General features: G+C 62.7%; 12 protein-coding genes. 6 read left to right on the plus strand and 6 right to left on the minus strand.

Annotated features, from left to right (window positions below):
• Entirely contained in the window at positions 1-1,152 is a 1,152-nt protein-coding gene (locus tag ACVI9W_RS17460) for an efflux RND transporter periplasmic adaptor subunit (protein WP_461530644.1), read from the minus strand.
• Between the two features lie 261 nt (positions 1,153-1,413).
• Between ACVI9W_RS17460 and ACVI9W_RS17465 the strand changes: the two genes are divergently transcribed.
• On the plus strand, positions 1,414-2,046 hold the full coding sequence (locus ACVI9W_RS17465) for a TetR family transcriptional regulator (RefSeq protein ID WP_038607479.1): 633 nt from the start codon (positions 1,414-1,416) through the stop codon (positions 2,044-2,046).
• A 50-nt stretch (positions 2,047-2,096) separates the two neighbouring features.
• On the opposite strand, the gene ACVI9W_RS17470 is transcribed toward ACVI9W_RS17465, so the two are convergent.
• From ACVI9W_RS17470 to ACVI9W_RS17480, 3 genes are all read right to left on the minus strand, one after another.
• Positions 2,097-3,509, minus strand: coding sequence for an MDR family MFS transporter (locus ACVI9W_RS17470; RefSeq protein ID WP_461531843.1), 1,413 nt, complete (start codon positions 3,507-3,509; stop codon positions 2,097-2,099).
• A gap of 176 nt (positions 3,510-3,685) precedes the next feature.
• Complete coding sequence (locus ACVI9W_RS17475; RefSeq protein ID WP_167335110.1) at positions 3,686-3,859, minus strand: hypothetical protein; 174 nt, start codon at positions 3,857-3,859, stop codon at positions 3,686-3,688.
• Between the two features lie 72 nt (positions 3,860-3,931).
• Positions 3,932-4,840, minus strand: coding sequence for a LysR family transcriptional regulator (locus tag ACVI9W_RS17480; protein ID WP_461530645.1), 909 nt, complete (start codon positions 4,838-4,840; stop codon positions 3,932-3,934).
• A 105-nt stretch (positions 4,841-4,945) separates the two neighbouring features.
• Here ACVI9W_RS17480 and ACVI9W_RS17485 point away from each other — a divergent pair, with 105 nt between their 5' ends.
• Both ACVI9W_RS17485 and ACVI9W_RS17490 read left to right on the plus strand, forming a co-directional pair.
• Complete coding sequence (locus tag ACVI9W_RS17485; RefSeq protein WP_461530646.1) at positions 4,946-5,830, plus strand: MBL fold metallo-hydrolase; 885 nt, start codon at positions 4,946-4,948, stop codon at positions 5,828-5,830.
• 30 nt (positions 5,831-5,860) lie between these two features.
• On the plus strand, positions 5,861-6,475 hold the full coding sequence (locus ACVI9W_RS17490; protein WP_461530647.1) for an NAD(P)-dependent oxidoreductase: 615 nt from the start codon (positions 5,861-5,863) through the stop codon (positions 6,473-6,475).
• 36 nt (positions 6,476-6,511) lie between these two features.
• Here the strand turns inward: ACVI9W_RS17490 and ACVI9W_RS17495 are convergent, their stop codons facing one another.
• Positions 6,512-7,402 carry a LysR substrate-binding domain-containing protein gene (locus tag ACVI9W_RS17495; RefSeq protein WP_461530648.1) on the minus strand — a complete coding sequence of 297 codons (891 nt, stop codon included), beginning with the start codon at positions 7,400-7,402 and terminating at the stop codon, positions 6,512-6,514.
• A gap of 114 nt (positions 7,403-7,516) precedes the next feature.
• On the opposite strand from ACVI9W_RS17495, the gene ACVI9W_RS17500 reads away from it, so the two are divergent.
• Together ACVI9W_RS17500 and ACVI9W_RS17505 are read left to right on the plus strand one after the other, a co-directional pair.
• A complete protein-coding gene (locus tag ACVI9W_RS17500) occupies positions 7,517-9,154 on the plus strand; it encodes a 5-guanidino-2-oxopentanoate decarboxylase (protein WP_461530649.1) in 1,638 nt (545 codons plus the stop codon).
• Positions 9,151-10,590 (plus strand): aldehyde dehydrogenase family protein, encoded by a 1,440-nt coding sequence (locus ACVI9W_RS17505; RefSeq protein WP_461530650.1) that lies wholly within the window; start codon positions 9,151-9,153, stop codon positions 10,588-10,590. The genes ACVI9W_RS17500 and ACVI9W_RS17505 overlap by 4 nt, the downstream gene beginning before the upstream one ends.
• 80 nt (positions 10,591-10,670) lie before the next feature.
• On the opposite strand, the gene ACVI9W_RS17510 is transcribed toward ACVI9W_RS17505, so the two are convergent.
• Positions 10,671-11,579 carry an AraC family transcriptional regulator gene (locus tag ACVI9W_RS17510; protein ID WP_461530651.1) on the minus strand — a complete coding sequence of 303 codons (909 nt, stop codon included), beginning with the start codon at positions 11,577-11,579 and terminating at the stop codon, positions 10,671-10,673.
• Between the two features lie 202 nt (positions 11,580-11,781).
• Here ACVI9W_RS17510 and ACVI9W_RS17515 point away from each other — a divergent pair, with 202 nt between their 5' ends.
• Complete coding sequence (locus ACVI9W_RS17515; protein WP_461530652.1) at positions 11,782-12,090, plus strand: antibiotic biosynthesis monooxygenase family protein; 309 nt, start codon at positions 11,782-11,784, stop codon at positions 12,088-12,090.
• The last annotated feature ends 26 nt before the right edge of the window (positions 12,091-12,116 follow it).

Here is a 12,116-nt window from a genome sequence, read left to right on the forward strand (position 1 = left end):
TTACTCCCCTTTGGCCCCTGCAGTCGTTGCATTGGCCTGGGTTGGCTGAGCAGGCTTGACGTTGGTGGCTTCGCTGACCTTGACCTCGATGCCCGGCTGGACGAACTGCAGGCCCTCGGTGATCACGCGGTCGCCGGCGTTCAGGCCTTCTTCGATCAGCCATTCACTACCGACGGTACGGCTGGCCTTGAGCTGGCGCAGTTCGACCTTGTTGTCCTTGTTGACCACCAGCGCTGTTGGCTGGCCTTTGAGGTCGCGGGTAACCCCTTGCTGCGGCGCGAGGATCGCCTGGGCGTTGACCCCGGCTTTCAGGCGCGCATGGACGAACATGCCCGGCAGCAGGTTGTGGTCAGGGTTCGGGAATACCGCGCGCAGGGTTACCGAGCCGGTAGTCGGGTCAACCGAGACTTCGGAGAACTCCAGGCGGCCTTCCTGGCGATAGATGCTGCCGTCTTCCAGGGTCAGGGTGACCTTGGCGGCATTTTCGCCGACCTTCTGCAGCTGGCCGCTTTCCAGTTCGCGGCGCAGCTTGAGCAGCTCGGCCGAAGACTGGGTGACGTCGACGTAGATCGGGTCAAGCTGCTGGATCACCGCCATGGCGTCGGCCTGGCCATTGTTGACCAGGGCGCCCTCGGTGACCGAAGAACGACCGATACGGCCGCTCAGCGGGGCAAGGACCTTGGTGTAACGCAGGTCGATCTGGGCGCTGCGCAGTGCCGCTTCAGCCTGCAAACGTTTGGCTTGCGCGTCGTCGTATTCCTGGCGGCTGACCGCTTGCTCGGCGACCAGCTGCTTGTAGCGCTCGGACAGCGAACGGGTCGACTGCAGGTTGGCCTGAGCGCTGGCCAGGGTCGCTTCGTATACCGAAGGATCGATCTGGTACAGCTGCTGACCTTCCTTGACCTCAGTGCCTTCTTTGAACAGGCGCTTGAGAATGATGCCATTGACCTGTGGGCGGACCTCGGCGATGCGGTAGGCGGTGGTGCGCCCCGGCAGGTCGGAGGTCAGGGTATAGGCCTGGGTTTGCAGGGTAACGACGCCGACCTGAGGAACGTGCGCAACAGGCGCAGCCTCTTCCTTTTTACAGCCGCTGAGCAGTGTTGCCAGGGCGACGGCGGATACCAGAGCGGTAACAGCTGGCTTGAATTGCATGAAGATCCTCGGGTCGCAAGAGCTGAAGACGCTCAAGAATAAATGGAAAGGGTGCGAATAGAAAAAATGTTGTCGAGTGGATAAATAGCTTGCTAAGGAATATACTTACATTCATGGTTGTTTGTAAATAGTTTGCAGACGAAGCCCCAAGCCGCCGCAAGCCTTGAATTTAATCATCCGGTAACAACCTGTCAGAGGTTGATCCGGCCCAGCCCCCAGGTGCCTGAACGTGCACCCGGGTTTTGATGAGGTCGTACTGCCATGGTCCGTCGAACCAAAGAAGAAGCCCAGGAAACCCGCGCACAGATTCTCGAAGCTGCGGAAAAGGCCTTCTACAAGCGCGGGGTTGCGCGTACCACCCTGGCGGATATCGCCAAGCTGGCGGGGGTTACCCGCGGCGCCATCTATTGGCACTTCAACGACAAGGCCGAGCTGGTCGAGGCCATGCTGGAAAGCTTGCACGAGCCGCTGGATGCCCTGGCCCGCGCCAGTGAAAGCGAAGATGAGCTTGATCCGCTCGGCTGCATGCGCAAGCTGCTGGTCCAGTTGATGCACCAGATGGTGCTTGACCCGAAAACCCGGCGAATCAACGAAATTCTGCATCACAAGTGTGAGTTCACCGATGACATGTGCGAGATCCGCCAACAGCGGCAAACCTCGACGTTTGAGTGTCATGCCCATATTGCGTTGTCGTTGGGCAATGCAGTCAGGCGCGGGCAACTGCCCGCCGATGTAGATCCCGAGCGTGCGGCGCTGGCGATCTATGCCTATATAGACGGCCTGATCCGCCGCTGGCTGCTGCTACCGGAGAGCTTCGATCTGTTGGCTGAAGCCGAACTGTGGATCGATACCGGGCTGGATATGCTGCGCTTGAGCCCAGCCTTGCGCAAATGAGACTTTGTGAAGGTTTGTGATGAATTGTTTCCGCAGCCTTCGTAAACGTCCTACATACGGCCGCGCAGTTGCCTATCCGGTAAGGCCAGCGCGGCTGTCAGTCCGAACAGTGACACCATAGCACTGCCAAGCAACAGATGGCGGAAGGTCTTCAGCAATTCGGCCTGTGCCTGCGCACTCGGCTCCCCGGCCTGAAGGCTGCCCAGCAAGGCATCGCCCGCCAGACTCAGGCCACCGTCCTGCAACATCGCCAGCAATAGCGCCGACATACAGGCGACGCCCATGGCGCCGCCGAGGGAGCGGAACAGGTTGCTGGTGCTGGTGGCCACGCCGATATCGCGCGGCTCGACCGCGCTCTGGCTGGCGACCAGCGAAGTGGGAAACTGCAGGCCCGAGGCAATCCCGGTCAACACCATGAACAGGCCACTGAGCCAGACTGACTGCGGCGCGCTGAAGGCCATGCCGACGATGGCAAACGGCATCAGCAGCGCACCGCCGAGGATCTGCGGTTTATAGCGGCCGGTGAAACTGGTCAGGCGGCCACCGCAGTAGGCACCGATCGGCAGGCCGATGGCCAGCGGCAGCAAGTGCAGGGCAGCGCTGTCAGCACCTGCGCCGGTAATGCTCTGGTAGCGCAGTGGCATCAGCATGGTCAGGGAGATGGCCTGGAAGCTGGTAAAGAACAGGGTGCACCAGCACAGCGTGGCTATCCGGTTGTTGAACAGCTTGAGGGGCAGCAACGGCTCCGCCACACGGCGTTCATGGACAACGAAAACCAGCAATCCAGCCAGCGCGCAAAGCAGCAGGGCAGCAACCTCGGAAGCGTACCAGGCGTGGCCCTGGCCGATCAGGGTGATGCCCAGCAACAGGCTGCTCAGACCGAAAATCAACAGCGCGGCGCCAATGTAGTCGACCTGGGCCTGACGTTGCGGCACCACCAGGGTTCGCAGGGCGCGCCGGGTCACCCACCAGGCGGTCAGCCCCAGCGGCAGGTTCAGCCAGAACACCCAGCGCCACGACAGGTACTCGGTGAGGTAGCCGCCGAGCACCGGGCCGATCACGCTGGCCAGGGCGTACATGCTGCTGAAGTAGCCCTGATAGCGCCCACGTTCGCGTGGCGGTACGAAGTCACCGATGATCGCCTGGCTGACCGACACCATGCCGCCCGCGCCGATACCCTGCAGCACCCGGGCCAGGACCAGTTGTTCCATGTTCTGTGCCAGGGCGCAGAAAAGCGAGGCCAGGGTGAACAGCGCGGTGCCGGTGAGGATCATCCGGCGCCTGCCGTACAGGTCGCCCAGTTTGCCGTAGATCGGCACGGCCACGGTCATTGCCACCATGTAGCCGGAGATCACCCAGGCCAGCAGGCCAACATCATTGAATTGGGCGGAAATCGCCGGCATCGACACGGCGACGATGGTCTGGTCCAGAGCACCGAGGAAGATCGCCAGCATCAGCGCCATCAGTACGCTGCGCAGAACCGGTTGCGGAGTGTTGAGTTGGGTCACGGGCCAGCTCGAAGGGCAGGGTTATTCCGCAGGCATGTGCTGCGAAAACAGGTGCTGGCCAGTGTACTCGATAGCTTGCTAAGCGTCTGCTCCAATCCGCGCGCCAGCGGGATTGGGTGCTTGGCTGAAGCTTATTTAAGGGCGCTCAGGGTGGCGGTGTGCGGGACGCAACTGGCCAGGCTGCAACTGGCTGCCGAATACGGTTGATTGCGGATCTGTTCGACCCGGTAGGCGGCTGCGGCATAAAGCCCGACGACAGCGGCGATGGCACAGACAACGGCGCATTTTCTGGATTTGAGGCCCATGGTGCTCACCTCTTTCTAGCTGCACACAAGTGCTATTTAAAGCATAGGTCAGCTCTGCCCGGGTTGCCCGCGCTAGCGCAGGTCGCGGTCCCATTCCGGCTCGGCAGTAAAGCGTTCGGCGAGGAAGTCGAGCATGCTGCGCAAGGTCGCCGGCATGTGCTTGCGCGAGGTATAGACAGCATTGAGGTTGAGTTCGCGAGGTTTGGCCTGCGGCAACAGGCGCAGCAGTTCGCCGCTGTGCAGCGCAGGGGCCGCCTGGTAGGTGGGCAGCATGGCGATCCCGGCACCGGCCAGCGCTGCACGTTGCAGGGTCATCGCTTCATTGGCGCTGATATTGCCCTGCACCGGCACCGAAACGCTTTCACCCTCGACCTCGAAGTGCCAGAGGCTGCGGCCGAAATAGGAGTGGGTCAGGCAGTTGTGCCGCGCCAGGTCCTGGACCTGCAACGGTGCCGGGTGTTCGCGCAGGTAAGCGGGGGAGGCGCAGATCACCGAGCGGCACACGCTCAGGCGGCGGGCGATGAGGTTGGGGTCCAGATCGTTGCTGGTGCGGATGGCCAGGTCGATGCGTTCATCCACCAGGTTGACGGTGCGATCGAGCATCTGCAGATCGATCTTCACTCCCGGGTAGCGTTTGACATAGTCGGCCATGGCATCCATCAGCTGGGCCTGGCCGAACGAGGTGCTGACGCTGATCCGCAGCTCGCCCCGTGGCGCGTCATCTGGGGCACTGACGGCCGCCTGCAGGTCACCGGCCAGCTCCAGCATCTGCCGACAGCGTGGCAGGGTTTCCTGGCCGGCGGCGGTCAGGCTCAGACGCCGCGTGGTGCGCTGCATCAAGCGCGCACCTACCCAGTCTTCCAGTTCAGCCAGATAGCGGGACACCACCGGGCGCGAGAGGTCCAGGTGATCGGCGGCGGCCGACTGGCTGCCCAGGTCGACCACACTGACGAAGACCCGCATTGCTGTCAGACGATCCATGATTTGCCCGCTTTTAGAAACAAACTATGTTCAAGCATCGCATTTTTTGCATTGGTTCGTGCAACTAAGCTGTTGCTCATTGCCACCCTCACAGGAATTGCCTTGATGCGTCGTTCTTTCTCCTTGCGCGGTTTGTTGCTGGCCGTTGCCACTCTCGGTGTCCTGGCGCAGGTGCAGGCCGCCGAGCAGCCGTTGCAGCTGGATGTCTATAACCCGGGTACCGAAGCCCTGTTTCCGGTCAGTTCGGTGATCGTCAGCGGCAAGCACGACGCCATTCTGGTCGATGCCCAGTTCGGCAAAGCCCAGGCCGAGCAGGTGCTGGCGAAACTGCGTGCCAGCGGTAAGAAGCTGACCACTATCTATATCAGTCATGGTGACCCGGATTACTACTTTGGCCTGCAGACCCTGATCGACGCCTATCCACAGGCCAAGGTGCTCGCTTCCGCGGCGACGGTTGCTCATATCAAGCAGACCATGGACGCCAAGCTGGCGTACTGGGGGCCGCAGATGGGCGCCGACAAGCCGGGCAAACTGGTGGTCCCGCAGGTGCTCGAAGGCAATCAGCTGACCCTCGAAGGCCAGCGCCTGGAAGTCCTTGGTCTTGATGGCCCGCAGGCGGATCGCAGTTTTGTCTGGATTCCCTCGATCAAGGCGGTGGTCGGCGGTGTGGTGGTCGCGGACAACCTGCATGTATGGATGGCCGACACCCAGACGGCGCAATCACACAAGGACTGGCTTACTACCCTCAAGCGCATCGAACTGCTCAAGCCGCAGGTCGTGGTGCCGGGTCATTACCTGGGCCAGCCCGGCGAGTCGCTGGCAGCGGTGCGCTTTACTGCTGACTATATCCGCGTCTTCGACGAGGAAACCGCCAAGGCCGGTAATGCCGCCGAATTGATCGCGGCGATGAAAAAGCGCTACCCGGACCTGGGCGAAGAGAGCTCGCTGGAGCTCAGTGCCAAGGTCGCCAAGGGCGAGATGAAGTGGTAAGTGACATTCAATCCTGACTGGAGGTTTTTCATGAGCAAGATCGCAATCATCGGGGCAACCGGGCGTGCCGGTAGCCAGTTGCTGGAAGAAGCACTGCGTCGTGGCCACAGCGTTACCGCTATCGCCCGCAACCCGGCCAAGCTGCAGGGGCGCGAAGGCGTGACAAGCGTGGCACTGGATGTCACTGATGCTGCTGCTCTGGAGCATGCGCTGAAGGGGCATGACGTGGTGCTCAGCGCGGCGCATTTTTCCAGCATCAAGCCGCAGGCCATCATCGAGCCGGTGAAGAAAGCCGGGGTCAAGCGTCTGCTGGTGGTGGGCGGGGCGGGCAGCCTGCTGCTGCCGTCGGGGCACAAGGTAATCGACAGTCCGGACTTCCCCGAAGCGTACAAGGCCGAGGCCACTGCCGGCGGGCATTACCTCGATACCCTGCGTCAGGAAAAGGAGCTGGACTGGACCTTCCTGTCACCCTCGGCCGAGTTCGTTGAAGGGGCACGCACCGGTAGCTACAAGACCGGCAAGGATCACCTGCTGATCGGTGCCGATGGCAAGAGCTGGATCAGCTTTGCCGACTACGCCATTGCCATGCTCGATGAAGTGGAAAAGCCTGCCCACTCGCGTCAGCGTTTTACCGTCGGTTACTGAGCGGTGGGAGCGGGCTTGCCCCGCGATTGGGCCTGTTCAGTCACATCGCCTCGCGGGGCAAGCCCGCTCCCACAGCCAGTTGAGCAGTTCCTGCAAAGTCGATGAATCTGAACCCTGCGGCCAGACCAGGTAATACGCCTGACCGGTGCTGACCTTGAGCGGGAAGGGTGTTACCAGCCGTCCGCAGCTGAGGTCATCACCGATCAGCGACCAGTCGCCGATGGCTACCCCGGTACCCTGGGAGGCCATCGACATGGCCATGTCCAGGGTTTCGAAATGCTGGCCTTTGCCTTGCCGGGGAAGGCTGGCACCCGCTGCACTGAGCCAGGTGTTCCAGTCGTGCTGGTCGCGGGTCGGGTGCAGCAGCATGTGTTGCTCCAGATCCGCCAACTGCTGCAAGGGCAGCGGGCCCGCCAGTAATTGTGGCGCGCACACCGGTGTCAGCTGTTCATCGAACAGCTTGAGTTTCTGCAGACCATGATTGGGGGCGGCGCCATATACCACTGCCGCATCAAACACTTCGCGACGAAAATCCACCCCGTGCTGCACCGTAGTGGTCAGCTCCACTGGCACATCCGGGCGCAACGCCTGCCACTCCATCAGCCGCGGCAGCAGCCAGCGCATCACGCAGGTGGGCGCCTTGAGTTGCAATGTGGCGCTACGCGCACCGACTTGCTGCACACCTTCCTCGATCAGGGCGAACACCTGCTGCACCCGTGGCAGCCAGTCCTGGCCTTCGCGGGTCAGGCTCAAACCACGGGCCTGGCGCAGGAACAGCGGATAACCGAGATGATCCTCGAGGCCGGCAATCTGCCGACTGACCGCACCCTGGGTAATGTGCAGCAGCTGCGCCGCACGGGTGAAGTTGCAGCACTGGGCGGTGACCAGAAAAGTATGCAGGGCGGGCAGCGGCGGCAGGCGTTTCATCGGGCGTCAGCCATGATCTGTGGACATGGCTAGTATGAGCTTTTTTGCATTGTGCCGGTAGCGGGGCGGCGGTCCAATAAAGCCTGTTTTCAGCACAATAACAGGCAGACGAACATGGCAACTTGCGGTGAAGTACTGGTCAAACTCCTTGAAGGCTACGGCGTCGATCATGTCTTCGGGATTCCCGGCGTGCATACCGTCGAGCTCTACCGCGGGCTGGCGCGTTCCTCTATCCGGCATATCACCCCACGTCACGAGCAGGGCGCAGGCTTCATGGCTGATGGCTATGCGCGTACCCGTGGCAAGCCGGGCGTCTGCTTCATCATCACCGGCCCGGGGATGACCAACATCACCACAGCGATGGGCCAGGCCTATGCCGACTCGATCCCGATGCTGGTGATCTCCAGTGTACAGTCGCGCAATCAGCTCGGTGGCGGGCGCGGCAAGCTGCATGAACTGCCGGCCCAGGGCAGCCTGGTGGCCGGGGTGGCGGCGTTCTCTCATACCCTGATGAGTGCCGATGACTTGCCGATGGTCCTGGCCCGCGCCTTCGCCGTATTCGACGGCGCGCGTCCACGTCCGGTGCACATCGAGATTCCGCTGGATGTATTGGTTGAAGACGCCGATCACCTGCTGGCCAGTGCCCCTGTACGCATTGCCCGTGCTGGCGCTGCCCCGGCAGCCGTGGCGCAAATGGCCGCGTTGCTGGCCAGCGCCCCGCGTCCGCTGATTCTCGCCGGTGGTGGAGCGATTGATGCCAGTGCCGTGCTGACTCGCCTGGCCGAATACCTGCAGGCCCCGGTGGCGCTGACCATCAACGCCAAAGGCGTGCTGCCTGCCAGTCATGCGTTGCAGATCGGTTCGACCCAGTCGCTGGTGGCGACCCGTGAGCTGGTCGCCGAAGCCGACGTGGTGCTGGCGATCGGTACCGAGCTTGCCGAAACCGACTATGACGTAACCTTCAAAGGTGGCTTCGAGATTCCAGGGCGCTTGCTGCGCATCGACATCGACCCGGACCAGACTGTGCGCAACTATCCGCCAGAGATCGCCCTGGTGGCCGACGCCACGGTGGCGACCGAAGCCCTGCTGGTGGCCCTGGCCGAACAGCCTGCACCGGTACGTGCTGCCGAATGGGGCGCCAGCCGCGCCGCACGCTTGCGTGAGCGGCTGCTGGCCGACTGGGATCTGCCGATGCACAGCCAGACGCGTATGCTCCAGACCCTGCTCGAGACCTTGCCGAATGCGGTATTGGTCGGCGACTCGACGCAACCGGTATACACCGGCAACCTGACCCTGGACATGGATCAGCCGCGGCGCTGGTTCAACGCCTCCACCGGTTACGGCACCCTCGGGTACGCCTTGCCTGCGGCCATGGGCGCCTGGTTGGGCAGCGCCGAAGCGATTGAAGACCGCGCACCGGTGATCTGCCTGATCGGTGACGGTGGCCTGCAGTTCACCCTGCCGGAACTGGCCAGCGCTACCGAGGCGCAGGTGCCGCTGATCGTCCTGTTGTGGAACAACCAGGGTTACGAAGAAATCAAGAAGTACATGGTCAACCGTGCCATCGAGCCGGTGGGCGTGGACATTCACACCCCGGACTTCATCGGCGTGGCCAAGGCCCTGGGTTGTGCAGCCCAGGCTGTAGGTGATGTCGAGCAATTGCGTGAGGCGCTGCGCCAGGCGTGTGATCGCAAGGGGCCGAGCCTGATCGAAATCGATCAGACTCACTGGATGCAGGCGGTGCCAGCATGATGAAACTTCCTGGTGTCTACATTGCTGGTGTCTGGCAGCACGGTCCGCAAGCGCTGACGGTGATCAACCCGAGCAACGAGCAGCATTTGGCGGAAGTGGCCGGTGGCGACGGGGCGGCGGTAGAGCGCGCCACCCAGGCGGCGCGGGCTGCATTCGCGGGCTGGTCAAGCAGCACCGGTGCCGAGCGTGCATCCGTACTGCGGACGATTGCCGAAGGGGTCGAGGCGCGTCGCGAGCGCCTGGTCTTCCTGCAGGCCAGCAACAACGGCAAGCCGCTCGCCGAAGCACAAATGGATGTGGACGATGTCATCGCCACCTTCCGCTATTACGCCGAGCTTGCCGATCAGCTGGATGCCGGGCAGGACTGCCCGGTGGCACTGCCCAGTGACGATTTCGTCGCGCGGCTGCGGCGTGAGCCGTGTGGCGTGGTCGGGCTGATCGTGCCGTGGAATTTCCCCATGGTCACCACCGCGTGGAAACTGGCGCCAGCATTGGCCGCCGGCTGCTGTGTGGTGCTCAAACCTTCGGAAGTGACGCCGCTGGCGGAGCTGGAGCTGGCCTGCGTGATTGCCGAGGCCGGATTGCCGGAGGGTGTATTCAATCTGGTCTGCGGGACCGGGATTGCGGTGGGCGCCGCCCTGGCGGCCGATCCACGCATCGCCAAGGTGTCCTTCACCGGCAGCAATGCGGTGGGCGTGCAGGTCATGCAGCGGGCGGCGGAAACCGTCAAAGGCGTGAGCCTGGAGCTGGGCGGCAAATCATCTTTGCTGGTACTGGAAGCGGCAGACCTGGAACTGGCTGTGGAACTGGCCTGCATGGGCGGCTTCTTCAATGCTGGGCAGATGTGTTCGGCTACCAGCCGGGTGCTGGTAGCCGAAGCCTTGTATCCGGATTTTATCGCGCGGTTGAAAACCCGGGCCGAGGCGATCCGCGTCGGCGATCCGTTTGCCGGCGACAATGAAATGGGCGCACTGGTCAACCAGGCGCAGTACCAGCGTGTACGCAAGCACATCGCTGCGGGCCTGGAGGCTGGCGCGCGACTGTTGTGTGGTGGTACGCGGCCAGCGCAGCTGCCATGCGGGTATTTCATCAGCCCCACGGTATTCACCGACGTACCGCTGGACAGTGCGCTGTGGCGTGAGGAGATCTTTGGCCCGGTGCTTTGCGTGCGGCCGGTGGCCAGCGAAGCGCAAGCCGTGGCGCTGGCCAATGACAGTGAGTTCGGCCTGGTGGCCAGTGTGGTCAGTAGCGACCTGAGCGCCGCCGAGCGTGTGGCCAACGCCCTTGAAGCCGGGCTGGTGTGGATCAATGCACCGCAGGTGATCTTCCCGCAGACGGCCTGGGGTGGTTACAAGCAGAGCAGTATCGGGCGCGAGCTTGGGCCTTGGGGGTTGAGTGCCTTTCAAGAGGTCAAGCATGTGGTGAGGGCGGTGTAGGCCCAATCGCGGGACAAGCCCGCTCCCACAGGGTACTGATGAACTTGTGTGTGGGAGCGGGCTTGCCCCGCGATAGCGTTTTAAAGCGCACTACGCAACCGCGCCAGATCCCGCACCGGCGGCGCGCCATACAGCCGGCTGTACTCCCGGCTGAACTGCGATGGGCTTTCATACCCCACCCGATACCCGGCCACCGCCGCTTCCAGCCCGTCATTGAGCATCAGCCGCCGCGCTTCCTGCAGGCGCAGCTGCTTTTGATACTGCAGCGGACTCATGGACGTCACGGCTTTGAACCGATGGTGCAGGGTCGAACTGCTGAGGTTCACTTCCCGAGCCAGATCCTCAATGCGCAGCGGACGGTGGAAGTGCTGGTTGAGCCATTCAATGGCCTGGCAAACCCGGTGGGTCTGGCTGCTGGACATGGCTATTTCATACAGACGATAACCCTGCGGGCCGCGCAGCAAGCGGTACAGAATCTCACGCCGAATCAACGGTGCCAGTACGGCGATGTCCTTGGGTGTATCCAGCAGGCGGATCAGGCGCAGCAAGGCATCGAGCAGTAACGGATCGGTGCGTTCGACATACAACCCGCGCCCCGAAGGCAGCGCCGGCACGCCCATGGGCCCGGCCTCGGCGATCAGGTTGTTGATCTGCGCCGGGTCGATGTTCATCCGTACCCCAAGGCTGGGGTTCTCCGGGCTGGCCTCCAGCAGCACTCCACTGATCGGCAATGCCACCGAGAGCACCATGTAGTGCAGCGGGTCATACACGTAGCGTTCATCGCCCAGGCAGATTTCCTTGCTGCCGTGGGCAAGGATGCACAACGCCGGCTGCGCCAGCGCTGGCATGGAACGCACGCTTTCTTCGTATTGCACCAGGTACAGGTCTTCGATGGCCGATTCGACGCTGATGCTGCGCGGGGCGTGACGGCGCACCAGATCAGCCAGCTCCTGGCGCTGTTGTTCCAGGGCGGGGTCGAGGGTAGTCATTGCAGCGCTTCCAGATAGGGACCTGAGCAGCATAGGTTTGTGCAAGCAGCGGCGCTAGCCGGATGCTGTCGTCCGCTTGCCTGATCCTGCCGCGCGCAGGATCAGGCAAGCGTGTGACAGGAATGGCCTAACGGCGCGCGCGAGACGTCGCCTAACCTGTGCAACCTGGCAATAACAACTGGCTGCTCTAGGAGAGATGCTCATGACCTCGCCACACTCGGTCACCCACCTTGCTTTTATCCGGGCCAGCAGCGGTCGCTCAGTGGAGCTGGGCGAGCGCTTGCGCCAATTGCTCGAACCGTCGCGGAAGACGCCGGGCTGCCTGCACTTCAACCTGCAGCAGTCCCAAGCCGATGCCGATCTGTGGCTGCTGAGTGGTTTCTGGCGTGATCAGCAGGCGATGAGCGGCTACTTTGCTTCACCTACCCTGGACCTGTTCGGCGAGCTGGTTCAGGCCCAGGTGGTCGCCAGCCTGGACCTGCATACCTTCGGCGAGCCGTCTGCGGGTTAGAATGGCGCTTTCAGGCAATCGATGTG

This window comes from Pseudomonas sp. 210_17 TE3656 (assembly GCF_054821965.1).